Origin of the sequence: Pantoea agglomerans, assembly GCF_021397715.1 — a bacterium.
GTDB classification, from domain to species: domain Bacteria; phylum Pseudomonadota; class Gammaproteobacteria; order Enterobacterales; family Enterobacteriaceae; genus Pantoea; species Pantoea astica.
The window spans coordinates 697453-722308 of record NZ_CP090207.1; the positions used below are offsets into that span (position 1 = coordinate 697453).

The 24856-nt window shown below is 55.3% G+C and carries 23 protein-coding genes, 1 tRNA gene and 1 riboswitch; of the genes, 10 read left to right on the forward strand and 14 right to left on the reverse strand.

The annotated features are described in order from the left end of the window. Positions 1–622 precede the first annotated feature (622 nt). The 5 genes from LZU96_RS03440 to LZU96_RS03460 form a co-directional block, all read right to left on the reverse strand. On the reverse strand, positions 623–1108 hold the full coding sequence (locus LZU96_RS03440; RefSeq protein WP_233987071.1) for an Hcp family type VI secretion system effector: 486 nt from the start codon (positions 1106–1108) through the stop codon (positions 623–625). Between the two features lie 17 nt (positions 1109–1125). Then, on the reverse strand, positions 1126–1464 hold the full coding sequence (locus LZU96_RS03445) for a DUF1493 family protein (RefSeq protein WP_233987072.1): 339 nt from the start codon (positions 1462–1464) through the stop codon (positions 1126–1128). Continuing rightward, positions 1458–1916 (reverse strand): STM2901 family protein, encoded by a 459-nt coding sequence (locus tag LZU96_RS03450; protein WP_233987073.1) that lies wholly within the window; start codon positions 1914–1916, stop codon positions 1458–1460. Before LZU96_RS03450 ends, LZU96_RS03445 begins: the two co-directional genes overlap by 7 nt. Before the next feature lie 238 nt (positions 1917–2154). After that, positions 2155–2230 (reverse strand) — tRNA-Ile (locus tag LZU96_RS03455). Between the two features lie 201 nt (positions 2231–2431). Then, complete coding sequence (locus LZU96_RS03460; RefSeq protein ID WP_233987074.1) at positions 2432–3223, reverse strand: SDR family NAD(P)-dependent oxidoreductase; 792 nt, start codon at positions 3221–3223, stop codon at positions 2432–2434. Positions 3224–3361: 138 nt separating this feature from the next. Between LZU96_RS03460 and LZU96_RS03465 the strand changes: the two genes are divergently transcribed. Together LZU96_RS03465 and mug are read left to right on the forward strand one after the other, a co-directional pair. After that, positions 3362–3946: a TetR/AcrR family transcriptional regulator gene (locus tag LZU96_RS03465; RefSeq protein ID WP_233987075.1), complete on the forward strand. Its 585-nt coding sequence runs from the start codon at positions 3362–3364 to the stop codon at positions 3944–3946. After that, the gene (gene mug / locus LZU96_RS03470; protein ID WP_233987076.1) at positions 3943–4455 is read left to right on the forward strand and encodes a G/U mismatch-specific DNA glycosylase; all 513 of its coding nucleotides are present in this window, start codon (positions 3943–3945) and stop codon (positions 4453–4455) included. Before LZU96_RS03465 ends, mug begins: the two co-directional genes overlap by 4 nt. A gap of 78 nt (positions 4456–4533) precedes the next feature. On the opposite strand, the gene rpoD is transcribed toward mug, so the two are convergent. The 3 genes from rpoD to rpsU all read right to left on the reverse strand — a co-directional run bounded on the left by rpoD (position 4534) and on the right by rpsU (position 8897). Further along, positions 4534–6375, reverse strand: a complete 1842-nt coding sequence (gene rpoD, locus LZU96_RS03475; RefSeq protein WP_094121968.1) for an RNA polymerase sigma factor RpoD — start codon at positions 6373–6375, stop codon at positions 4534–4536. Between the two features lie 442 nt (positions 6376–6817). Then, entirely contained in the window at positions 6818–8563 is a 1746-nt protein-coding gene (dnaG, locus tag LZU96_RS03480; protein ID WP_233987077.1) for a DNA primase, read from the reverse strand. Positions 8564–8681: 118 nt separating this feature from the next. Beyond that, positions 8682–8897 carry a 30S ribosomal protein S21 gene (rpsU, locus tag LZU96_RS03485; RefSeq protein ID WP_001144069.1) on the reverse strand — a complete coding sequence of 72 codons (216 nt, stop codon included), beginning with the start codon at positions 8895–8897 and terminating at the stop codon, positions 8682–8684. 277 nt (positions 8898–9174) lie between these two features. Between rpsU and tsaD the strand changes: the two genes are divergently transcribed. Continuing rightward, complete coding sequence (gene tsaD, locus LZU96_RS03490) at positions 9175–10188, forward strand: tRNA (adenosine(37)-N6)-threonylcarbamoyltransferase complex transferase subunit TsaD (RefSeq protein ID WP_233987078.1); 1014 nt, start codon at positions 9175–9177, stop codon at positions 10186–10188. A gap of 30 nt (positions 10189–10218) precedes the next feature. Here tsaD and plsY read toward each other — a convergent pair whose 3' ends face one another. Further along, a complete protein-coding gene (gene plsY, locus LZU96_RS03495) occupies positions 10219–10824 on the reverse strand; it encodes a glycerol-3-phosphate 1-O-acyltransferase PlsY (RefSeq protein ID WP_233987079.1) in 606 nt (201 codons plus the stop codon). Positions 10825–10932: 108 nt separating this feature from the next. Here plsY and folB point away from each other — a divergent pair, with 108 nt between their 5' ends. Together folB and bacA are read left to right on the forward strand one after the other, a co-directional pair. Continuing rightward, the gene (gene folB / locus LZU96_RS03500; protein ID WP_094120656.1) at positions 10933–11292 is read left to right on the forward strand and encodes a bifunctional dihydroneopterin aldolase/7,8-dihydroneopterin epimerase; all 360 of its coding nucleotides are present in this window, start codon (positions 10933–10935) and stop codon (positions 11290–11292) included. Positions 11293–11484: 192 nt separating this feature from the next. Continuing rightward, the gene (bacA, locus tag LZU96_RS03505) at positions 11485–12303 is read left to right on the forward strand and encodes an undecaprenyl-diphosphate phosphatase (RefSeq protein WP_233987080.1); all 819 of its coding nucleotides are present in this window, start codon (positions 11485–11487) and stop codon (positions 12301–12303) included. 15 nt (positions 12304–12318) lie between these two features. On the opposite strand, the gene LZU96_RS03510 is transcribed toward bacA, so the two are convergent. Both LZU96_RS03510 and LZU96_RS03515 read right to left on the reverse strand, forming a co-directional pair. Beyond that, the gene (locus LZU96_RS03510) at positions 12319–13551 is read right to left on the reverse strand and encodes a multifunctional CCA addition/repair protein (protein WP_233987081.1); all 1233 of its coding nucleotides are present in this window, start codon (positions 13549–13551) and stop codon (positions 12319–12321) included. A gap of 158 nt (positions 13552–13709) precedes the next feature. Next, a complete protein-coding gene (locus LZU96_RS03515) occupies positions 13710–14330 on the reverse strand; it encodes a TIGR04211 family SH3 domain-containing protein (protein ID WP_069729240.1) in 621 nt (206 codons plus the stop codon). A gap of 272 nt (positions 14331–14602) precedes the next feature. On the opposite strand from LZU96_RS03515, the gene LZU96_RS03520 reads away from it, so the two are divergent. The 3 genes from LZU96_RS03520 to hldE all read left to right on the forward strand — a co-directional run bounded on the left by LZU96_RS03520 (position 14603) and on the right by hldE (position 20297). Continuing rightward, positions 14603–15919, forward strand: coding sequence for an inorganic triphosphatase (locus tag LZU96_RS03520; RefSeq protein WP_233987082.1), 1317 nt, complete (start codon positions 14603–14605; stop codon positions 15917–15919). Positions 15920–15947: 28 nt separating this feature from the next. After that, positions 15948–18800, forward strand: a complete 2853-nt coding sequence (gene glnE, locus LZU96_RS03525) for a bifunctional [glutamate--ammonia ligase]-adenylyl-L-tyrosine phosphorylase/[glutamate--ammonia-ligase] adenylyltransferase (RefSeq protein WP_233987083.1) — start codon at positions 15948–15950, stop codon at positions 18798–18800. A gap of 69 nt (positions 18801–18869) precedes the next feature. Next, positions 18870–20297 carry a bifunctional D-glycero-beta-D-manno-heptose-7-phosphate kinase/D-glycero-beta-D-manno-heptose 1-phosphate adenylyltransferase HldE gene (gene hldE / locus LZU96_RS03530; protein WP_233987084.1) on the forward strand — a complete coding sequence of 476 codons (1428 nt, stop codon included), beginning with the start codon at positions 18870–18872 and terminating at the stop codon, positions 20295–20297. Between the two features lie 42 nt (positions 20298–20339). On the opposite strand, the gene ubiK is transcribed toward hldE, so the two are convergent. Beyond that, complete coding sequence (gene ubiK / locus LZU96_RS03535) at positions 20340–20762, reverse strand: ubiquinone biosynthesis accessory factor UbiK (RefSeq protein WP_233987085.1); 423 nt, start codon at positions 20760–20762, stop codon at positions 20340–20342. A 170-nt stretch (positions 20763–20932) separates the two neighbouring features. After that, positions 20933–21091, forward strand: a riboswitch (FMN riboswitch). 110 nt (positions 21092–21201) lie between these two features. Between ubiK and ribB the strand changes: the two genes are divergently transcribed. Then, positions 21202–21858 carry a 3,4-dihydroxy-2-butanone-4-phosphate synthase gene (gene ribB / locus LZU96_RS03540; RefSeq protein WP_094120650.1) on the forward strand — a complete coding sequence of 219 codons (657 nt, stop codon included), beginning with the start codon at positions 21202–21204 and terminating at the stop codon, positions 21856–21858. A gap of 251 nt (positions 21859–22109) precedes the next feature. Next, positions 22110–22895 carry a 4,5-DOPA dioxygenase extradiol gene (gene ygiD / locus LZU96_RS03545; RefSeq protein WP_233987086.1) on the forward strand — a complete coding sequence of 262 codons (786 nt, stop codon included), beginning with the start codon at positions 22110–22112 and terminating at the stop codon, positions 22893–22895. Positions 22896–22933: 38 nt separating this feature from the next. On the opposite strand, the gene LZU96_RS03550 is transcribed toward ygiD, so the two are convergent. After that, entirely contained in the window at positions 22934–24094 is a 1161-nt protein-coding gene (locus tag LZU96_RS03550; protein WP_233987087.1) for a glutathionylspermidine synthase family protein, read from the reverse strand. A 7-nt stretch (positions 24095–24101) separates the two neighbouring features. Beyond that, complete coding sequence (locus LZU96_RS03555) at positions 24102–24776, reverse strand: DUF1190 family protein (protein WP_094120647.1); 675 nt, start codon at positions 24774–24776, stop codon at positions 24102–24104. Positions 24777–24856 lie beyond the last annotated feature (80 nt).

The window sequence follows — 24856 nt, forward strand, 5'->3', positions numbered from 1 at the left end:
CTATCACTTCTTCTACAATCCGTCACTCCAGAAGGGCATAGTCCCACGTCCTGATCGGGGACTCATTAGTGCAATCCGGATAATTAAATTCAACCATATCCATGGCAGGGCGGTCCTGTAAGTATCCCGCATAATCGTGCCATTCACATTTAGAGATCATCCGGCATAATCAATCTGCCAACGAAGGAGATCGCTATGCGTAAAGTCCGTTTTACTGAGCATCAGATCATCGCTGTGATTAAGTCGGGTGAAGCAGGATGAACTGTTAAAGATGTCTGCCGGGAGGCCGGTATTTCTTAATTGTTGTGGTCAATAAAAATTGGCCAGCTGCGCCAGAGCATTGCCGGGACGCGCCACTGCTGGCTTTCTGTCAGAGTTAGCCAACTGAAAAGAGTAAAAAGAATTTCAGTTTTTTCAGTGGAAAGGATCTATAGAGGATCTAATGAAAAACACAACTACCAGAGAAGTAATGAGGTTTTGTATTTTATGTGAGTCCGGAAGATCAAATTATGCGAGGGAAAACAACAAAGAAAAACCCGCAGAGTCTTAGCTGGTGCGGGTTTCAGCAGAGATTAACTGCTTTAAAAATCTGAAAACTGTTTCGCAGGGATAACCCCTTTCGCTATGCTGTAGGACGTTCGTTCCAGGAGTCATGCGCCAGCAAATTGCCGTCTTTATACAGGTGTGTAATCTTCTCGTAGTTCAGGGCGACTTCTTCCATATGACCTGTGCCCGGACAGCCTCGCGTGTCGTGCATTACCGGACTAACAGAAATTACTTTGACGTTTTCCAGTGTAATCCGGTAATACTCCACTTCCTGGCCTGAGTGGTTGATATGGTAGAAGCGGAACTCTGCACTTTTCAGCGTTTGGCCCGTTGCGGCTGCTTTGAACAGGTAAGGTGATGCGCTATCAAGCTCTTTAGTAAATTGAAATGGTGCGTGCTGACGTGTTCCGGTTACTTTCCCTGTCATTGGGTCAGTAGGGATAGTCAGGCTGTGGTGAAGTGTCCTTAACTCGATTGAGCCTTCGCGGTCTTGCACATCAGAGGAACCACGAATAGCAGCTCCGCCGTCGTCGGTCAAAAATAAATGTACTGGTACAGCCATTTCGTTAGCTCCTTGCGTTAATCATATAACCATTTACCGGCTCTGGCCGATTTAATAAACATGTCAATTGTGAAATCAGGAACATCGACAGGATCAGGTTTCCTGAATGGATTCCATGAATGTTTTATTTTGGGGTAGTAGGCTTCAAGATGGAAATCAGACATATCAACGGCAAATTCTTTTGAATAATCTTCAACTAATTCTTCAATATCATCCTGATCAAGCTGAACATCAAAATGAATATTTGCTTCTGGCGTGTACGTGCCATATTTCTTTTTCCTGAACATGTAGGCACCAGCACGTACAGAAAACATGCGTAGTACTCGTTGCTCAATGTCGTCTTCACCGATCACCATAACTTATCATTGCCTCTTGCTATGGTGTTATATTCGCGGATTGAATTGTAGGTTATCTGTGAAATATCAACCAAAAGAACAACCTCGCCAACTAACGGAATAGTACGGCCTACCCATGTACCGACCTTCCTCACCATCCTGCGTTTTACAGTCCACGGAGTGTAGCCGCCGATCCATGTAGGCATTTTCAATCCGAACGGGAACATTCTATTTCCGAATACTTTCCTCACACCTTTTGGAAGTCTGGATGTTCCTTTCAGTGCCGTTTCTGGTTTAGTCCGGGTAACCTGGTCATTTATACCTGCATACAGTGCATAGCTTGCTGAAATATCTTTAATGCCGAACTGATCAGCCGTGTTGAAAACAAACACCATGAAAAAGAGTTCAGAGGCGGTAAGATTCGATTTTCCCGCATAGAAGTATGTTCCGTTTAGTTCCTCTACTGTATCCATCAGTAACCCTTCAGACTGTAATGATTTGTTAACCATACTCCTGAGCAATCAGACGCGGGGGAAATTTTTTCCTGGAAATTTCTGTAACCATGAGGTTTTGCAGACGTCAGCTAGCTGGATCGTGGCTTGAGCACTTCAATAAATTATGTGAGGGGACAAAAAGGGGACACTAGCAATATAAATAGCAAAAAGACCGCTCTTTCGAGTGGTCTGACTGTATGTATTTACTGCTAAAATTTGGTGGCCCCTGCTGGGTTTGAACCAGCGACCAAGCGATTATGAGTCGCCTGCTCTAACCACTGAGCTAAGGGGCCAGCGGAGCGGGGATTATAAAGTATCTCTTCTGAGCGATCCAGCACTCAGCCACCGGTTGCTGAAATAAGCAGCAGGCAATTAGCTGCTGATTTTTATAACAAATATCCTGTCGGGCGGTAACAAGGTCTCAAAGTGGCACGGCAGGATACGCCGTACCAACCATAAAAATGCCCTCTGAGAACCCCCTGCCTGCGTCGGAGTTAGTTCTGGTGGTAGCGCGAAGCAGATTTGTTACGTGACAGGTGAGGCACCATCGTACCGCGCGCCCGGTCGTAATCCTGCCACATCTCCAGCTCTTCCAGCGGCGGAATGGTCACCGCTTCCTTATTGTCGAGGCCCGCCAGCGCCGCATCGACCATTTCATCCACTTCCATCAGCATTTCAGCAGGGATGGTCGCGATCGGCTGGCCGGCACGGTCAAATATCTCAGTGCGGGTTGCACCGGGTAATACCGCCTGCACCTGGACTCCGCTGTCAGCAAGCTCACGCTGCAATGCGCGCGTTAACGTCAGCACATAAGATTTAGTGGCGTTATAAGCGCCGTTGAACATCTCATGCACCAGTGCCAGCACCGAGGCGATATTGATAATGATGCCGTTGCCACGCGCTTTGAAGGCCCGGCCAGCAGCCTGCGCCAGGCGAGTTGGCGTGACGATATTTAACGTCAGCATAGTGTTGATGCGGTTGATATCCGCCTCAAGGAACTCTCCTTCTACGCTCATACCTGCGTTGTTCAGCAGCAGCGTAATGTTGCTATTGGTGACCAGCTCTGCCTCTACCCGTTGCACATCCTGTTCATCGGTTAAGTCAGCAGCCAGCACCTTAACCTGAATCGCGTGCTGCTCACTCAGCAACGCCGCCAGCTGATCCAGCCGCGCTTTGTCTCGCGCCACCAGAATCAGATCGTAACCGCGTGCAGCCAGTCGTTTCGCATAAGTTGCGCCGATGCCGCTCGATGCGCCGGTAATTAACGCTGTACCTGATGTTGACATAATGTACTCCTCGTATGATGGTCGTCATAATTCACACTAATATGACGATCATCATATGAGCAGTCAAGCTGGAATATGATGAGCGTAATAATTACTATAATAGCCAGAAGCAACGCATCTGAAACCGCAGGAGATGATATGGAAAAGCAGACCAGCAAAGCGCATACGCGGCAGCGTATCCTGAGTGAGGCTGCGCGAGTCATGCGTGAGACCGGCACCGAGGGCATCGGTGTGGCGGCTCTGATGAAGCGGGTTGGCCTGACGCACGGCGGTTTTTATGCGCATTTTGCCTCACGCGAGGAACTGGTACAGGAGGTACTGAAACACATGTTTGCCGAAGCGGGCAGTTTTGCGCCGGCGGAGCAGGTCACGCAGCCTGGCCAGCGGTTATCCGGGTTTATTGATACCTATCTTTCCGAAGCGCATCGTAATTCTCCCGCAGAAGGGTGCCCAATCGCTGCGCTGGTGAGTGAAGTCGCGCATCTGCCTGAGCAGACACGTACTATTTTTACGCAGGGGATTGATACGTTGCATGACGGCCTGGCGCAGATGCTGCGCGAGCTGGATCATGAAGATGCGGATGCGCTGGCCTCCAGCATGCAGGCTGAGATGGTCGGCGCGCTGGCACTGGCGCGTGCCTGTCCGGATGCGGATCATGCCAGCCAGCTGTTACAGCGCAGCCGCGATGCGCTGAAGCAGCGTGCCGGACTGGTGGCCGCATGAGCGAGCACAACATCCGCGACATCATCAGCGCCAACCTCAATGTCCTGTTCTGTGGCATCAATCCGGGCCAGTCAACGGCCCATCAGGGCTATCACTTTGCTCATCCCGGCAATCGCTTCTGGAGAGTCATCCATCTGGCCGGTTTTACTCAGCAGCTGCTTAAACCGGAAGAAGAACAACGTTTAACCGAGACGGGATGTGGCATCACTATGCTGGTTGAACGACCAACGGTACAGGCGAGTCAGTTAGCGCCGGATGAACTGCGGGATGGCGGCAAACGCCTGATCGACAAGGTGCTGCACTATCAGCCTGCGGCCTTAGCCATTCTGGGCAAAGATGCGTTCCGGCGTGCCTTTCAGCAGAGCAAAGTGGAGTGGGGCAAACAGCCAATATGTATGGGCAAAACGCAGGTGTGGGTATTGCCGAATCCCAGCGGCCTGAATCGCGCGTCACTGGAAGAGATGGTTGAGGCTTACAGAGAGCTGTATACCGCACTGCAAAACGGTTAAACAAAACAGTGGGGCGGGAAGGCGGATCGCTGACAGACAGGCATAAAAAACCCCGGCGAACCGGGGTTTTTGTCTGACTTAATCGTCGAGGAAGCTACGCAGCACTTCCGAACGGCTCGGATGGCGCAGTTTACGCAGTGCTTTGGCCTCAATCTGACGAATACGCTCACGCGTCACGTCAAACTGTTTGCCCACTTCTTCCAGCGTATGGTCAGTGTTCATATCGATGCCGAAACGCATGCGCAGCACTTTCGCTTCACGCGCGGTCAGGCCGGCCAGCACGTCATGGGTCGCTGAACGCAGGCTTTCTGAAGTAGCAGAATCCAGCGGCAGCTCCAGCGTGGTGTCTTCGATAAAATCGCCCAGATGCGAATCTTCATCATCACCAATCGGCGTCTCCATTGAGATCGGCTCTTTAGCAATTTTCAGCACTTTGCGAATCTTATCTTCTGGCATCAGCATACGCTCAGCCAGCTCTTCCGGCGTCGGTTCGCGGCCCATCTCCTGCAGCATCTGGCGCGAGATACGGTTGAGCTTGTTGATGGTCTCAATCATATGCACCGGAATACGGATGGTACGTGCCTGGTCAGCGATAGAGCGGGTGATAGCCTGACGGATCCACCAGGTCGCGTAAGTCGAGAATTTATAACCACGGCGATATTCAAACTTATCAACCGCTTTCATCAGGCCGATATTACCTTCCTGAATCAGGTCGAGGAACTGCAGACCGCGGTTGGTGTATTTCTTCGCAATCGAAATAACCAGACGCAGGTTTGCTTCCACCATCTCTTTCTTGGCGCGACGCGCTTTCGCTTCACCGATCGACATGCGACGGTTGATATCTTTGACCTGTTCAATGGTCAGGCCGGTCTCTTCTTCGATCTGCGCCAGTTTCTGCAGGGAACGCATAACGTCATCCTGCACTTCCAGCAGCTTCTCAGACCACGGCTTGTTCATCGCCAGCGCCGCTTTGAACCAGCTTTCGTTGGTTTCATTGCCGGTAAACAGGGTGATGAAGTTTTTCTTCGGCATTTTGCACAGTTCAATACACAGCTTCATGATCAAACGTTCCTGCGTACGGACACGTTCCATCATTTCGCGCATGTTGTTCACCAGGTAATCGAACTGCTTCGGTACCAGGCGGAACTGTTTGAAGACGTCAGAGAGGTTCTGAATTTCGGCAACGGCATCAGCGTGGCTGCGGCCTTTGCTTTTAATCACATTGCGGGTGGTTTCATACTGCTTACGCAGATCAGAAAACTTCTCGCGTGCCAGTTCCGGGTCGATAGAGTTATCGTCGTCGGAGCTGTCATCGTCCTCTTCATCTTCTTCTTCATCGTCAACACGATCGGCTTCAGAAAGCTCAGAGCCGACGTGCGTTGCCGTTGGGGCCAGATCTTCTTCTGCGTTAGGATCGACGAAACCGGTGATCAGATCGGACAGGCGTGATTCGCCTGCTTCAACTTTGTCGTACTGATCCAGCAGGTAAGTAATCGCCTCAGGGTATTCAGCAACGGAACATTGAACCTGATTGATACCGTCTTCAATACGCTTCGCGATGTCGATTTCGCCTTCGCGCGTCAGCAGTTCGACGGTACCCATTTCACGCATATACATGCGAACCGGGTCGGTAGTACGCCCAATTTCAGATTCAACGCTGGATAACACCTGAGCGGCAGCTTCCGCGGCATCTTCGTCAGTATCGGAGCTGTTTTCATTCAGCATCAGATCGTCGGCATCCGGGGCTTCTTCAACCACCTGAATACCCATGTCGTTAATCATCTGGATGATGTCTTCGATCTGATCTGAGTCGACGATATCTTCCGGCAGATGGTCATTGACCTCAGCATAGGTCAGATAGCCTTGCTCCTTACCACGGGTGACAAGAAGCTTAAGCTGTGACTGCGGGTTTTGCTCCATAAGACGGTATCCACACTTCTGTTAATTAGATTGGTGTCGGTCGGCAGCGAGCCAACAATAGCAGTGAAGGCGTTTAGTTCTTGCCGCTGCCTTCGTCGCGGCGTGGGCTTTGCCCATCAGTATTCGGCACTTAAGCCGCTTGTATAAACTCGGTGCTAATGGCCTGGCTTACTCGTCATTCTGCTCCCCGGCAGTGCTCGCTTTCCTCACGTACTCCAGTACGCTGCGGAAGCTGTGCGCTGACGGTGAACAGACTGACTTCGACGCCGACGGCCTTTAAATTCTGTGCTGATGGCCTGGCTTACTCGTCATTCTGCTCCCCGGCAGTGCTCGCCTTGATCACGTACCTGCGTACGCGATGTGGCTGTGCGCTGGCGGAGACGGCCATAAAACGCTCAATCTGTCCTTTCACACGTCAGAATGGACAAATGATTAAAATCGGTTATTTTCTGGCAAAAGCCTGGCTCAGTGTCCAGAGCTCGCGGCGCTCATCGGCGCTTAATCCCTGGGTGCGCTCACGCGCTATCAAAAACTCCAGGCGCTCTTCAAGAGCAGAATCGTAGAGGCTGGCCAGCGAGTCCTGAAACACCGCTTCGGCTTCCTCATCTACTATCATGTGGTTCCAGATCGCCAGAGTTTCAAGCGTCTGACTAAAATTTGTCCCGCGATATAACTCTAGTAGCTGTCCGGTGGTCAATCCAGGATTCTCGTTACAACGGCCCACTAATTCGATAAATAGCGGTAATCCCGGCATTTTTGACTCAGACAAGCCATCAAGCGAAGGCACCAGCGTCGCCAGCTGCGGGTTCTGAATCAGCAACGCCACCAGCACCCGCATCGTGGTGCGCTTTAACGGAGGTGCAACCGGTGCGGCTCCGCTTGCGGCCAGCTTCGGCATCAGCTTTTCAAGCTGATTGTCATCCAGAATACCCAGCTTATTGCCCAGCTCCTGACGCATATAAATACGCAGGGTTTCGCCGGGGATCTGCGAAATCAGCGGTAAAGCCAGCGTACTCAGCCGGGCTTTACCGTCGCGTGAAGTCAGATCGACCTGCGGCAGCAAGCTGTCGAATAAAAACGAAGAGAGCGGCATCGCCTGCTCCATCCTCGCTTCGAAAGCCGCTTTGCCCTCTTTGCGCACCAGCGTATCCGGGTCTTCACCATCCGGTAAAAACATAAAGCGTAGCTGACGACCATCATTCATGTAAGGTAATGCGGTCTCAAGCGCACGCCAGGCGGCTTCGCGGCCAGCACGATCGCCGTCATAACAGCAAATCACGTTGTCGGTACTGCGAAACAGTAGCTGAATATGCTCAGCGGTGGTTGAGGTGCCCAGCGAGGCGACGGCATAATCGATGCCGTACTGCGCCAGTGCCACCACATCCATGTATCCCTCGACCACCAGTAAACGGGCCGGTTCCGGATGGTTTTTCAGTGCTTCATACAGGCCATACAGCTGGCGACCTTTATGAAAAATCGGTGTTTCCGGCGAGTTCAGATATTTCGGCGTATCGTTGCCTAATACCCGTCCGCCAAAACCAATGACGCGGCCACGCTTATCGCGAATCGGAAACATGACGCGGTCGCGAAACCGGTCATAGGTGCGACCCTTGTCATTGCTGACCAGCATGCCAGCTTCCATCAACGATTCACGATCTTCCGACTGCTTACCAAAACGTTTGAGAACGTTATCCCAGCCGGCAGGCGCATAACCAATGGCGAAATGATTGATGATATCGGCGCTCAGACCACGACGATCAAGATAGTCGCGTGCTGGTTGCGCACTGGATTGCTGCAGGCCCTGCTGATAAAAACCGTTCAGGTTCTCCATCAGCTGATACAGGCTCTGGCGCTGATGGCGTTCCATCTGGCTGGGCCCGCTGCCTGCTTCGTAAGGCACGTCTAAACCGTGGGAGGTCGCTAACTCTTCGATACTTTCAACGAACTCAAGACGATCATAGTTCATTAAAAAGTCGATAGCGTTGCCGTGTGCGCCACAGCCGAAACAGTGATAGAACTGTTTTTCGCCGTTTACGGTGAAAGAGGGCGTTTTTTCGTTATGAAAAGGACAACACGCGTGGAAATTCTTACCCTGCTTTTTCAGCTTAACGCGGGCATCGATCAGATCCACGATATCCGTGCGGGCAAGTAAATCGTTGATAAATACGCGTGGAATTCGTCCAGCCATACGCCCCAGATTTTCAGCTCATAAACGGCAACAAGCCGCGCTTCCTTTCGGAAAGCACGGCCTTTTACTTGACTCTGTCTGCGTTTAACACGCGGTGGAGGCGAACCTCCGGAAGAAATTAGTACAGACGAGTGCGGCGTGCGTTTTCGCGAGCCAGTTTCTTGGCGTGACGCTTAACTGCAGACGCTTTAGCGCGCTTACGTTCGGTAGTCGGTTTTTCATAAAACTCACGACGACGAACTTCAGCCAGAACGCCTGCTTTCTCGCAAGAACGCTTGAAGCGACGCAGTGCTACGTCAAATGGCTCGTTTTCACGTACTTTAATTACCGGCATGTAACTCTCACCTCGAATAATTCGGTTTTTGCTGCTGACTGCGGCGCCAGCACATTTCAAAATGGTGCAGCATTTTACTCCAACTCAAGTTGGTTTGTAAAGCACCATGGATAATTTGAAACCAACAGGAGCGTTTGCCTGTGCGGCTGCCGGTTTTTCCAGGGGCGGGAGTATAGCGTACTCTTTAGCCGACAGAAAATGACTTTTTGCGGGGATTGGCTCCTCTGTCCGCACAATTGCTGTGCTAAACTGCGCGCCGCGAGAAAGAGGTGATGCAATGCGAATTCTGGGTATTGAAACGTCATGCGATGAAACCGGCATCGCAATTTATGATGATGAGGCCGGGTTACTGGCGAATCAGCTGTACAGCCAGGTGAAACTGCACGCCGATTACGGCGGTGTGGTGCCGGAACTGGCATCACGCGATCATGTGCGTAAAACCGTGCCGTTAATTCAGGCGGCGCTGAAACAGGCTGGATTAGCGCCGAATCAGATCGATGCGGTGGCCTATACGGCCGGTCCGGGTCTGGTGGGCGCACTGCTGGTTGGCGCCACCATTGGCCGGGCGCTGGCCTTCGCCTGGAAAGTGCCGGCGGTGCCGGTGCATCATATGGAAGGTCACCTGCTGGCGCCGATGCTGGAAGAGAATCCGCCGGAATTTCCTTTTGTTGCGCTACTGGTATCCGGCGGGCATACCCAGCTGATCAGCGTGACCGGCATCGGTGAATATGAACTGCTGGGCGAATCGATTGATGATGCAGCCGGTGAAGCGTTCGACAAAACCGCCAAGCTGCTGGGGCTGGATTATCCCGGCGGGCCGATGCTGTCGAAGATGGCGCAGCAGGGCACGGAAGGGCGCTTTACCTTCCCGCGCCCGATGACCGATCGTCCGGGGCTGGATTTCAGCTTCTCGGGCCTGAAAACCTTTGCCGCCAATACCATTCGCGGTAACGATGATGACGCGCAGACCCGGGCCGATATCGCCCGTGCCTTTGAAGATGCGGTGGTGGATACGCTGTCGATCAAATGTAAGCGCGCGCTGGATCAGACCGGCTTCAAACGCCTGGTGATTGCCGGCGGCGTCAGCGCCAACCGGACGCTGCGCGAACAGATGGCGGTGATGATGCAGAAGCGTGGCGGAGAAGTCTTCTACGCACGTCCTGAGTTCTGTACTGACAACGGTGCAATGATCGCCTATGCGGGCATGGTGCGGCTGAAAGGCGGAACGCGGGGAGGATTAGGCGTCAGCGTGCGACCACGCTGGCCGCTGGCGGAACTGCCCGCCATCTGAGTGTAAAAAAAGCCGGCTAGCCGGCTTTTTTTATTCCTGGGATTTCTTCTTACGCTTCCAGATTTTTCCTTCCTGACCACGCCACAAGCGCTGAATATTATCGTGATGACGCAGCAGGATCAGGCAGGAGAGCATCGAAACCGGAAAGGTGAACTGGGGTTTAAACCACCAGACATAGAATGGCGCAATCAGCGCGCTGACAATCGCGCCCAGTGAGGAGTAGCCGCTGAGCAGCACCGTGAGTAGCCAGGTGCCGGTAACCAGTCCGGTTAAGTCCCAGCCAATCGGCGCAATCGCCCCGAAAGCGGTCGCGACGCCTTTGCCGCCGCGAAACTGGAAGAAGACCGGATAGATGTGACCCACGCAGGCTGCAATCGCCGTCAGGCCCAGAAACAGTGGCGTGACATGCATCAGGTAAGCCAGCCAGACCGGCACCATTCCTTTCAGCACATCAAACACCAGCACGCAGGCCGCTGCGACTTTGCCACCAAGACGTAACACATTGGTCGCGCCAGGGTTGCCTGAGCCGTGCGTGCGGGGATCGGGCAGGCCAGCGAGTTTGCAAACCAGAATCGCACTGGAAATCGAACCGCAGAGATACGCGAAAATAATCATACCAGGCGCGAAAGCACTCATAACACCGTACCGTTACCTTTAGGGTCGTTTTGATCTCATCAACCGTGGATAATACGCATAATCCGCCGGAAGTGGTATCCGGCTAAGCCAAAAACAGAGACCATCATCATGGATATCGTATTTATAGAACAACTCACGGTGTTCACCACCATTGGCGTTTACGACTGGGAACAGGGGATGCAGCAGAAGCTGGTGCTCGATGTCGAAATGGCATGGGATAACCGACTGGCCGCCCGCAGTGACGATGTGAACGATTGTCTGAGTTATGCCGACGTCTCCGAAGCGATTCTGATGCATCTGACCGGCAGCCGTTTTGCGCTGGTTGAGCGGGTCGCTGAAGAAATCGCGGATCTGTTGATGAACCGTTTCAATTCGCCTGGCGTGCGCGTAAAGGTAAGCAAACCGGGCGCTATCGCCCAGGCAGCGCAGGTTGGCGTGCGAATTGAGCGCGGGACTATTCCTAAATAAGTGCGATGTGATTGCCATCACAATGAAACCAAACCAAATTACTGTCTGTCATAGCGAGAGCCGTTTCGTTGTAGCCAGCGAAATGGCCTAAGACCTTAAGGTTTTACTCAGGCTGATGCAGCATGATTTCAGGCGATAGCCTTTGCGCTAGCGCCTTTTTAATGGTTTTGAAACGGATAGAGGGAAAATTTGATGGCAGATATTCATCAGCTTTGGGTAGCTGCAATCCTGGGCGTTGTGGAAGGGCTGACCGAATTTTTACCGGTCTCATCCACAGGGCACATGATTATAGTGGGTCACCTGCTGGGTTTTGAGGGTGAGAAAGCGGAGACCTTCGAAGTGGTTATCCAGTTAGGCTCGATTCTGGCGGTTGTCGTGATGTTCTGGCGGCGTCTGTTTGGCCTGATCGGTATCCACTTCGGTGAAGTAAAACATGAAGGCGTCGGCACCGGACGTTTATCGCTGATCCACATTCTGCTCGGCATGGTGCCAGCGGTTGTCGTCGGACTGGTACTGCACGATCAGATCAAAACGCTGTTTAATCCGATCAACGTGATGTATGCGCTGGTGGTCGGCGGTGTGTTACTGCTGGCAGCGGAATACCTTAAACCGAAGCAGCCGAAAGCGGTCGGCGTCGACGACATTACCTATCGTCAGGCGTTTATGATTGGCTGCTTTCAGTGCTTAGCGCTGTGGCCGGGCTTCTCTCGCTCAGGGGCGACCATTTCCGGCGGGATGCTGATGGGCGTGAGCCGCTATGCAGCGTCAGAGTTCTCCTTCATCCTGGCGGTGCCGATGATGATGGGTGCCACGGTGCTGGATATGTATAAGAGCATCGGCTTCCTGACCATGGCGGATTTCCCGATGTTCGCTGTCGGCTTCGCCACCGCCTTCGTGGTCGCGCTGATCGCGATTAAAGCCTTCCTGGAGCTGATCAAGCGTATCTCTTTCGTCTCGTTTGCTATCTACCGCTTTATCGTGGCGGCCGCGGTCTACATGGTCTTCATGTAAGTCGCCCGCAGCCTGCTAGTCAGGCTGCGGTGTTGCCAGACCCTGCGCGACGGCGTCAACCCGTCGTCGCGTTAACTCCTCCCGCACCTCAGCGCCTTTAAAACCCGCCTCGACCACCGCTTTGGTGGGTACTGCCTGAGCCAGCGCAAACGCGCGCCGCAGATAGTCGCCCTGCGGATAGGCCATGCTTTCCAGTCCGGCACGTCCGCGCGCATCGGCTTCGCTGGTCAGCGCCATCTGCTCGACGCGCTGCGGCTTGCGCCAGGCATCGATCCGATCAAACAGTGCCACCAGCGAGTCAGCCGACTGGCGTTCAATGGTATGCACGATGTCGTGAAATTCGGTGACGATCAGCGCCAGATCGCGAATCGCATTCGGCACGCGCAGACGCTGGCAAATCGCTTCGACCAGCGGCACACCCGCCAGGCCATGCCCGTGATGGCTGGGCCATTTTTCAGGCGGCGTCAGCGCCTTACCGACGTCGTGGAACAGCGTGGCGAAACGCACCTCGACCGAGTCGGAGAGCGCTGCCGCCATAGTCAGCGTCATCAGAGTATGCACGCCGGTATCGATCTCCGGATGCCACTTCGCCGGCGCCGGAATGCCAAACAGGTTATCGAGTTCCGGAAACAGCACCTGCAACGCGCCACAGTCGCGCAGCACCTGGAAGTAAACCTGAGGATTACGGGTAGTCAGCGCTTTTTCCGTCTCTTTCCACACTCTTTCAGCCGTCAGGTGTGTCAGCTCGCCGCTGCTCGCCATCTGCTGCATCAGCTGCTGAGTCTCGTCGGCAATACGGAAGTTGAGATGGGCGAAACGGGCGGCAAAGCGCGCCACGCGCAACACCCGCAGCGGATCTTCATTGAACGCATCGGAAACATGACGCAACTGGCGATCGGCGAGGTCGCGCTGACCGTGGTAGGGATCGACCAGCGTGCCGTTTTCATCCTGCGCTATCGCATTGATGGTCAGATCGCGGCGTTGTAAGTCCTGCTCCAGCGTCACATCGGGCGCGGACCAGGTCACAAAACCGGTATAGCCTTTCCCGTTTTTCCGCTCGGTACGCGCCAGCGCATACTCTTCGCGGCTGTCAGGGTGCAGGAAAACGGGAAAGTCGCGACCGACCTGTTGATAGCCCTGCTCAAGCATGGCTTCGGGGGTCGCACCGACCACCACCCAATCTTTGTCTTTAACCGGCAGCTTCAGCAGTGCATCACGCACTGCGCCGCCCACAAGAAACGTCTTCACGCAAAACTCCAGAGAAAAAGAAATGACCTGCACGCCAGTCGCCTCCCGCGCGACACTTCAGCGGTGCATGTTGCTCTATTGTTGCACAGATTCAGCAGATTGCAGGCATGCCAAAAGGGGGATCTGGCGATCCCCTGATGAAAAACGGCAGAGACGGGTCAGTTCATCCAGCGATCGTTTTTCTTACGGCGCGGCAGCATGTGCGGTAGCAGTAAACCTAACAGCAGGCCGACACCCAGCACGCCGCCGCCATACATAAACCACTGCATGATGATGGTCCGCTGCTTGTCATCCAGCTGAACGTTAGCCGCGCTGACTTTCTTCTGCGCCACAATCAGTTCGTTTTTCAGCTTCTGATTTTCGCCCTTCAGCCCGTTAATCACGCCGTCGCTGCTGGCGACTTTGTTCTGCATTTCAGCCGTGCGCTGATTCCAGCTGTTGTCGATATTATCCAGCTTGGCGGTGAGATCTTTGACCTGTTGTTCCAGCTGCGGCACACGGGTACGCAGGCTGGGACTGGCGCTCAACTGCGACAGCGGGATCCAGGTGGTGCGGCCTTCCGAGTCACGGATCTGGCCATAATGGGTATCGTTATTGGTCTGAAGCAGCTGCACCTCTTCCCCGGCATTCAGTTTACCGAGCAGGCGAAACTGATCGCCAGGTCCGCTGCGAACCCAGGTCGATAACTCATCAGACACGTAGCGTTTTTCGTCGGCGTGGGCAGGTGCAAGGGTGCTGAGAGCCAGCAAAGTGAGTCCAGCGAGTGTAATTTTTTTCATTCGATTTCGTTTTGCTTAGTCTGACTAAAAATTTACCGGCACAGTCTGGAGAGGCCTCGCATAAATCACTATGAGAACTATCCTGGTCTCATGAGAGTGCGAAAAGGTCTGCGAAAGCACAAAGAAAGCAGAGACAGCGCGGCTTCTGTGCATTAATCTTCGCCTGATAACCCCTTGCCCTCCAGGCGACAGCATGAGTAACCTGCTGATTATCGCCTGAAATATGCAGGAAACATCCTCTTAAGTGCCAGCGGCGTAGTGAATAAAAAATTATGACCATCGAAATCGAACTAAAGTTCATTGCAACTCCTCAGGCAGCCGGGAAACTGGCTGACCTTGTCGCGGCGTGGCCGCATCAGCATCAGCATCAGCCAGCGCGCGAGCTGACCAACATCTATTTTGAAACCGATGATAACCAGCTACGGCGCTGGGATATGGGCCTGCGGATCCGTGGCGTCGATAAGCGTTATGAGATGACGCTGAAAGCGGCCGGGCAAACGCTGGGCGGGCTGCATCAGCGGCCGGAATATAATGTCGATCTCAGCGAGCCGACGCTGGATATTGCGCAACTGCCTGCCGATATCTGGCCGAAGGGCACCGATATTGCGGCGTTACAGCAACGCTTACAGCCGCTGTTCACCACCCATTTTCAGCGTGAAGTCTGGTTGCTTACCGTGGGCGACAGCGAAATTGAGCTGGCGTTTGATCAGGGCGACGTCACGGCGGGTGAGCTGAGCGAACCGCTATGTGAAATCGAACTGGAATTAAAACGCGGCGAGCGTAAGGACATGCTGACCTTCGCGCAGCAGCTGGTGGCGATCGGCGGTCTGCGGATGGGCAGCCTGAGTAAAGCGGCACGCGGCTATCAGCTGGCCCAGGGCAATCCGCCGCGCCAGCTGCGTCCTTTCCCGCTGCTGAAGGCCGGTAACAAAGCCACGGTGGAAGAGGGCATGGTGGCCGCGATGTCGGCCGGTCTCAGCCACTGGCAGTATCATGAAGAAGTCTGGCTGCGCGGCAACGCGGCGGCGCAGGATGCAGTGCGCGAAGCGCTGGATGTGCTGCGTCAGGCATTTTCCCTGTTCGGCGCGCTGGTGCCGCGTAAAGCCAGCAGCGCCCTGCGTCAGCAACTGACCACGCTGGAAGAGACGCTGGTGAATGACGAGGTGGATGCCTCCGGCTTTTGCCTCTCATCACTGGCGGTGGAAACCCAGCTGGCGCTGACGCACTGGCTGGTGGAATCGCAGTGGCAACAATGGGTCGATGCCAAAGGCCAGACCAAGTTGCAGGGATCGTTTAAACGCTTTGGCGATATCATGCTGAGCCGCATTAACGCCGATCTCAAAGAGACCTTCAGCACCGTCAAACAGCCGAATGAGTATCAGGACAAAGCGACCCGCCTGGCGCGTCAGTTGCTGGCGGTCCATCTGCTGGCCGGTGCCTATCCGCAGGAAGATGTGGCGGTCTGGCTGGCACCCTGGCAGCAACTGTTGTCCGCGATCCACGAACAGCAGGAAGCCGGATTAGCCTGGCTGGCGTCGCAGGCGCTGAAACAGCCGCCATTCTGGCTGACCAGCGGGTCGGCACGCTAATCGGATCGACGCCATCATGGAGGGATTTATGTTGTCAGCAATTCCCACGTTGTTACGCGAACAGGCCGAACGCGCCGCGCAGCAGCTTAACGACTCCCTGACTTCGCTCAGCGCGGAGCAGGTCGCCGGGCTGGCTTTCAGTGATTTTGTGCTGGAAAACCTGCAACAGCATCCCGACTGGTGGCAGACGATCCGTGATACGCCGCCACAGCCAGACGAGTGGCAGCACTATGCCGACTGGCTCAATCAGGTGATGGCGACGGTGGATAGCGAAGCCAGCCTGATGCGTGAGCTGCGGCTGTTTCGCCGCCAGATGCTGGTGCGTATCGCCTGGATGCAGTGCCTGCAACATGCCAGCACGGAACAGAGCCTGCAGCAGTTAAGCGTGCTGGCGGAAGTGTTAATCAGCCGGGCGCGCGACTGGGTTTATCAGGATTGCTGCCGTGATTTTGGTACGCCCTGTAACGCTGACGGCGAAGCGCAGCCGATGCTGATCCTCGGCATGGGCAAGCTGGGTGGCGGCGAGCTGAATTTCTCTTCGGATATCGACCTGATTTTTGCCTGGCCGGAAAACGGCACGACCCGCGGTGGACGGCGTGAGCTCGATAACGCGCAGTTTTTTACCCGCATGGGACAGCGGCTGATCAAAGTACTCGATCAGCCGACTATGGATGGCTTTGTTTACCGGGTTGATATGCGCCTGCGTCCGTTTGGCGACAGCGGTCCGCTGGTGATGAGCTTCGCCGCACTGGAAGATTATTACCAGGAGCAGGGCCGCGACTGGGAACGATACGCGATGGTCAAAGCGCGGCTGATGGGCGACGATCACGATCGCTGGAGTATCGAGCTGCAGCAGATGCTGCGGCCGTTCGTCTACCGGCGTTATATCGACTTCAGCGTGATCCAGTCGCTGCGTAACATGAAAGGGATGATCAGCCGGGAAGTCCGCCGTCGTGGCCTGAAGAACAATATCAAGCTGGGCGCGGGCGGCATCCGTGAAACCGAATTTATCGTTCAGGTATTTCAGCTGATTCGCGGTGGACGTGAGCGCTCGCTACAGCTGCGCGCTCTGCTGCCGACGCTGGAGGCGATTAAAGCGCTGGCGTTACTGCCGACAGAACAGGTGGATGCGCTGCGTGAAGCCTATCTGTTTTTGCGGCGGCTGGAGAATCTGCTGCAAAGCCTGGGCGACGAGCAGACCCAGACCTTACCCGAAGATGAACTCCATCGCGCCCGTCTGGCGTGGGCAATGGACTGTGCCGACTGGCCAGCTCTGATGGCTGCACTTGAACGTCAGATGGCGGCGGTTCGCGCCATTTTTGATGAGCTGATTGGTGAAGATACCCCCGAAATCGGCGATCAGCGCGAGCTGGCGGAGTACCAGATGCTGTGGCAGGACCCGCTGGAGGAGAGCGAGCTGGCCCCGCTGGTGCCGCAACTCAGCGATGAACAGTGCCGCACGCTGCACCAGACGCTGGAGGCGTTTCGCCAGGATATCAGCCGTCGCACCATCGGCCCGCGCGGCCGCCAGGCGCTGGATCAACTGATGCCGCGTCTGCTAAGCGAAGTCTGCCCACGCGACGATGCTGCCGTCACCCTCAGCCGTCTGACGCCGTTGCTGCTTGGCGTGCTGACCCGCAGCACCTATCTGGAGTTACTCACTGAATATCATGGCGCGCTGCGTCATTTGATCCGGCTGTGCGCCGCGTCACCGATGGTGGCCAGCCAGCTGGCACGGCATCCATTATTGCTGGATGAACTGCTCGATCCGGCTACGCTCTATCAGCCAACCGCCACCGATGCCTACCGCGATGAACTGCGTCAGTACCTGATGCGAATCCCCACTGACGATGAAGAGCAGCAGCTGGAGGCGGTGCGGCAGTTTAAGCAGGCGCAGCATCTGCGCATCGCCGCCGCCGACATCGCCGGCACGCTGCCGGTGATGAAAGTCAGCGATCACCTGACCTGGCTGGCTGAAGCGATCATCGAATCGGTGGTGCGCCAGGCCTGGCATATGATGGTCCAGCGCTACGGGCGGCCGTCGCACCTGAGTAATGAGCATGAACGTGGCTTTGCGGTGCTGGGCTACGGCAAGCTGGGCGGCTGGGAGCTGGGATACAGCTCCGATCTCGATCTGGTCTTCCTGCACGATTGTCCGGCCGATGCGGTCACCGACGGCGAACGCAGCATTGATGGCCGCCAGTTCTATCTGCGCCTTGCTCAGCGCATCATGCATCTGTTCAGTACCCGCACCTCATCCGGCATTCTGTATGAGGTGGATGCGCGATTACGGCCTTCCGGCGCGGCGGGGATGCTGGTCAGCACCTTTGAGGCGTATGAGGAGTATCAGCGCAGTGAGGCCTGGACCTGGGAGCATCAGGCGCTGGTGCGGGCGCGCGTGGTGTTTGGCGAGCCGGCGCTGGGTGAACGTTTTAACGCTATCCGTCAGGCGATTCTCTGCCTGCCGCGTCCCGCGGAGGCGTTACAGACGGAAGTGCGCGAGATGCGTGAAAAGATGCGCGCTCACCTCAGTAACCGGCATAAAGGGCGCTGGGAGATTAAAACCGATCAGGGCGGTATCACCGACATTGAATTCATCGCCCAATATCTTGTCTTACGCTACGCCGCTGAACAACCGGAGCTCACGCGCTGGTCCGACAATGTGCGTATTTTTGAACTGATGGCGAAATACCATAAAATACCCGCCGATGAAGCGCAGGCGCTGACCCAGGCGTACGTTACGCTGCGCGATGCGTTACATCATCGGGCATTGCAGGAACTGCCCGGCCATGTGGAGCCGGATGCTTTCGCCGCCGAGCGGCAAACGGTTGTTGCCAGCTGGCAGCGCTGGCTGAACTCGCCAGCGTCTCTCCCGGCGTGATGCTGATAGCACAAATCGCAACTGTGCTATCATCCGCGCACTATTTTAATGCAGTCTGGAGTGTCTGGAATGAAAGTTACTCTGCCCGCGTTCGGCCAAGCCTCAGTGCTGGTCGTTGGCGATGTGATGTTGGATCGTTACTGGTATGGCCCTACCAGCCGTATCTCCCCTGAAGCCCCGGTTCCGGTGGTGAAAGTGGACACCGTTGAGGAGCGTCCTGGCGGCGCAGCAAACGTGGCGATGAACATTGCAGCACTCGGTGCCGCCTCACGCCTGATTGGCCTGACCGGCGAAGATGATGCGGCGCGCGTGTTGAGTAACACGCTGAAAGACGTCAATGTACATTGCGATTTCGTGGCGGTGAAAAGCCATCCGACCATCACCAAGCTGCGCGTGCTGTCACGCAACCAGCAGCTGATCCGCCTCGATTTTGAAGAGGGTTTCGATCAGGTCGATCCTGAGCCGATCCACCAAAAAATGCGGGCTTCGCTGGCGGCTGCGGGCGCACTGGTACTGTCGGACTACGCCAAAGGCGCACTCTGCAGCGTGCAGACGATGATCGCTCTGGCGCGTGAAGCAAACGTCCCGGTGCTGATCGATCCGAAAGGCACCGACTTTGCCCGCTACCGTGGTGCAACGCTTCTGACGCCGAATCTCTCTGAGTTTGAAGCGGTGGTCGGTAAGTGTAAGAACGAAGAGGAGATCGTAGCACGCGGTATGCAGCTGATCGCCGATTTTGATCTCTCCGCGCTGCTGGTGACCCGCTCAGAAAATGGCATGACGCTGCTGCAGCCAGGCAAAGCGCCGTTGCATCTGCCGACCCAGGCGCAGGAAGTCTATGACGTGACCGGCGCAGGTGACACGGTGATTGGCGTGCTGGCGGCGGCGTTAGCGGCCGGTGACTCGCTGGAAGAGGCCTGTTTCCTTGCCAATGCTGCCGCAGGTGTGGTGGTGGGTAAACTGGGTACCTCAACCGTCAGCACGGTTGAGCTGGAAAATGCAATTCACGCCCGTCCGGAACAGGGCTTTGGCATCATGACCGAAGCTGAACTGAAAGCGGCGGTGGAGATGGCACGCCGGCGCGGTGAAAAAGTGGTGATGACCAACGGCGTATTCGACATTCTCCATGCCGGCCACGTCTCCTATCTGGCCAATGCGCGCAAGCTGGGCGATCGCCTGATTGTCGCGGTAAACAGCGATGCCTCAACCAAACGCCTGAAGGGCGAAAGCCGCCCGGTTAACCCGCAGGAAAACCGCATGATCGTACTGGGTGCGCTGGAAGCGGTAGATTGGGTGGTGGTGTTTGAAGAGGATACGCCGCAGCGGCTGATTGCCAGCATCCTGCCGGATCTGCTGGTGAAAGGCGGCGATTACAAGCCGGATGAGATTGCGGGCAGTAAAGAGGTGTGGGCCAATGGCGGTGATGTGCAGGTGCTGAATTTTGAAGATGGCATCTCAACCACCAATATCATCAAAACCATTCGCGGCGACAGTTAACACCCGAAGTCAGCGGGAGACCGGCTCCCGCTAAACTGATTCTTAGTGGTTACTGTCGTTATCAGTCTTAACCACATCCGCAGGATTAATGGCTGACGGTGCCGGTGAAGCGGCAGGGGATGTCGCAGCACCCGCAGTGGCAGTGTTAGCCGTGGCGGCACCGGTCACAGCCGGAGTCACCGTCGCGGCAGAGGCGTTAGCCGTTGGCGGTGTGCTGCTACCGCCGCTCTGGCTTTCCAGCTGCGCCAGACGCTGCTCCAGCGCCGCCAGTTTCTCCCGCGTGCGCAGTAACACCTGGGTCTGCACATCAAACTCTTCACGGTTGACCAGATCCATACGCGTCAGCTGCGCCTGCAGAACCTGACGAATTTTCTTTTCGACATCATCACCAAACTCACGTACCCCTTTCGGCATCGCTTCGTGAACCTGACGTGCAAGTTGTTCAATTTTTTTCGTGTCGATCATGATGATTTCCTGGTTTCGGGGAGCTGTGTCAGCATTTTACTAACCTGATAACGGTTAAGTGTAATGCCAGAAATGAAAAGGATAAACCTCAAATCGGCAACGCAGGAAATGCAAAAGCAATTGCACTATTGATGATTGCCGCTCCAGATAATCAGCGCTATAGTAAAACCGCTTATTCTCAGGGCGGGGCGCAATTCCCCACCGGCGGTAAATCAGCCCAGGCTGAAAGCCCGCGAGCGCTTCATGATGATGAAAATTCGCCATGAAGGTCAGCAGATCCGGTGTAATTCCGGGGCCGACGGTTACAGTCCGGATGGGAGAGGGTAACGACTTCTGTCGGACAACTGTGTCTGCTTCACGTTATTGCCACGTCTTTTTGACGTCACTCCTAAGCACGCCCTGATTCTGGTAACCCATACATTTAAAGGTTTTTATTACCATGAATCAGACGCTACTTTCTGAATTTGGCACGCCTGAACAGCGTGTAGAACGTGCTATCGCCGCCCTGCGTGAGGGACGCGGTGTGATGGTACTCGACGATGAAAATCGTGAAAACGAAGGCGATATGATCTTCGCCGCCGAAACCATGACCGTTGAACAGATGGCGCTGACCATTCGCCACGGTAGCGGCATTGTCTGCCTGTGTCTGACCGAAGAGCGTCGTCAGCAGTTAGATCTGCCGATGATGGTGGAGAACAACACCAGCTCTTACGGCACCGGTTTCACCGTAACGATTGAAGCGGCCGAAGGCGTCACCACCGGTGTTTCTGCTCAGGACCGGATTACCACTATTCGTGCCGCGATTGCGGATAACGCGAAACCCACCGATCTGAATCGTCCTGGTCATGTCTTCCCGCTGCGCGCGCGCGAAGGCGGCGTACTGACCCGTGGCGGTCACACCGAAGCCACCATCGACTTAGTGACCCTGGCGGGCTTCAAGCCGGCGGGCGTGCTGTGTGAACTGACCAACGATGACGGCACCATGGCCCATGCGCCTGAAGCCATTACGTTTGCCAGACAACACAATATGCCGGTGGTGACCATTGAAGATTTAGTGGCCTGGCGTCGCAACCACGAAACGCGTCACGCCAGCTAATCAGCAGCCTGATGATGAGGTGAAACAGGCCAGCCCGGCCTGTTTCACCGGTGATTCATCCACACGCGCTTCTGTCGCGGCGCTCTGAGCCGTCAGTCCGCCTTCGTCTGGCGGTATCCGTGAACGATCAGCTTCCTTAACCCCAATCTTATTCAGATTTTCTGAGCATCTTCATCAGGCTTATCCGCGTGATATAGCGGGTAAAGCGCGTATCGTAGTGGCTATCAAACATTCAATTCTGAGAACCCATTATGAGTCAGTCACGTATGCCAGCGCTGTTTCTGGGCCACGGCAGTCCAATGAATGCCCTGGAAGAGAACCGCTATACCACCGCGTGGCGTCAGGCCGGCGATTCCCTGCCGCGACCCCGCGCCATTATTGCGGTCTCCGCTCACTGGTATACAACCGGCACCGCGGTCACGGCGATGGCACAGCCCCGCACGCTGCATGACTTTGGCGGTTTTCCGCAGGCGCTGTTTGATACCCGCTATCCGGCACCGGGATCGCCCGAACTGGCTGAACAACTGGTCAGGCAGTTAGCGCCGATTCCGGTACGGCTGGATCACGAATGGGGATTCGATCACGGTTCGTGGGGCGTATTGATCAAGATGTATCCGCAGGCGGATATTCCGGTGGTGCAGTTAAGCATCGACAGCACCAAGCCGCCGGCCTGGCATTATGAGCTGGGTCAGAAGATGGCGGCGCTGCGCGACGAAGGCGTGATGATCGTTGCCAGCGGCAACGTGGTGCATAACCTGAGAAAGGTGCGCTGGGACGGCGGTGACGAAGTCTATCCGTGGGCCAGCAGTTTTGAGCAGTTTGTGCGTGACAACCTGGCGGCAGAAGGTGACGCGGCATCGCATCCACTGGTCAACTTTATGCAGCATCCCGGCGCAGCGCTCTCTAACCCGACGCCGGAGCATTATCTGCCGTTGCTTTACGTGCTGGGCTCGCGTCAGAAAGGCGAAGCGATCACCATTCCGGTGGATGGCATCGAGATGGGTGCAATCAGCATGTTGTCAGTGCAGGTCGGCTGAATGCAAACAGACCCAGGGCGGGTCTGTTTGTCAGGGCATTAATCGATAAAGGCGTGCGGATAGAAGCGGGAGAGATCCTGAGTGATCAGATCGCGATCTTCACGCAGGCCGATACCAGCCGGTTGATCGTCGATCAGCCAGCTACCGATCAGCGTGTAGCTGTCGCCAAATTTGGGCAGCGGATGGAACTGCTGGACGATCATCCCTTCTTCGCCATACGGGCCGTCAACGCGGGCAATCTCCTGACCGTTTTCGACGATACGAATATTGGCGCCTTCGCGCGAGAACAGGGGTTTCACCACATATTTGTCCATCGGCGGCACGTCGTCTTCGGCAAAGTATGCGGGCAGCAGGTTAGGATGATTCGGGAACATCTGCCACAGCATCGGCAGCAGCGCTTTGTTCGACAGAATGCTTTTCCACGCCGGTTCCAGCCAGCGTACCCCGGCATCGCCCAGCTTGGTGGAAAACATCTCGCGCAGCATGAACTCCCACGGATAGAGCTTAAACAGGTTGCTGATCACCTGGTCATGGACGTCGGTAAACTCACCTTTTTCACCCAGACCAATTTCATCCATGTAGAGAAACTCGCTCGGCAGGCCCGCTTCGGTAGCGCAATCCTGCAGATACTGCACCGTGCCACGATCTTCGTCAGTGTCACGACAGCAGGCGAAATGCAGCCAGTTAAAACCGTGCTGCTGATGCAACGCCGCAAAGCGTTCAATCAGCTTCTCCTGCAGGCTGTTGAACTGATCGCTGCCTGCGGGTAACTGTCCGGCGCTGAGCTGGTCTTCCAGCCAGAGCCACTGGAAAAACGCCGCTTCATACAGCGAGGTGGGCGTATCCGCGTTGTTCTCCAGTAATTTGGCATCGCTCTTGCCATCCCAGGCGAGATCGAGACGGGAATAGAGCGAAGGCTGACGCTGATGCCAGGAATCACGCACGAAATCCCAGGTATGTTTGGGAATGCGGAATTTGGTCAGCAACGCCTCGCTGTTAACGACTTTGTCGACCACCTGCAGGCACATCTGATGCAGCTCAGCGGTAACCTCTTCGAGCTGTTCGATCTGCGCCAGCGTGAACTGGTAGTAAGCATCTTCACACCAGTAGGGCTCGCCATGCATGGTATGAAAACGAAAACCGAACTCGGTGGCTTTTTCCCGCCAGCCTGGGCGTTCTGAAATGGCAATGCGTTGCATCGGGGCGTTAGCCTCCCATTGAACGGCTGGAGGTGCCGGTAGCGCTGCTGCGCTGCATGCTGTTCTGCTTAGCCACCGTCTCGCCAAAGCCGCCGCGGGTAATGGTGGAGGTTGTCGCGGGCTTCGGTGCTAACGCGGTTTTCGGCACGTTCATGGTTTTGCCTGAGGTGGCCGCGCCATAGTTACGACCGGAAGCATCCACAAACTGACCGTTTGCCGGGCTGTTAGGCGTTTTAGGTGAGAACAGCGGTTGCTGAGCGAAACCTGCGCCGCCGCCCATCATCCGGCCCATCATGTAGCCAGCCATTAATGGCATCCAGAAGCTGCCGCCGCCCTGCTGTGCTTCCGCATTATTGGTGCTGCCAACGCCAGCCTGAGCCGGCGTCTGCTGACACTGATTTTCGCCAAATTCAGCGACGCAATCTTCGCGGGTCGCATATTTTGGCGCGGTACGTTCCGCCTCTTTTTTGGCTTCATTGAAGGCGGTGGTGCACTGTGCGCTCTGGCCTGGATTGGCTTTCGAACAGTCATCCGCGTTCTGATACATCGAGACCGATTCGTCGTTTTGTTCACAGCCAGCCAGCATAAATACCGCCGAAACGGCGATAGCAACGGGCGTTAAATGGCGTGCCTGCCAGCTTTTACGAAAAGCGGCATAGCGAATAGATTTTGTGCGTTTCATTATGATTATCCTGTGCCCAAAGGTAGCGCATAGAATAGGGGATGAGGGGTCAAAATTGAAGCTGAGGGCCTGATACTGTA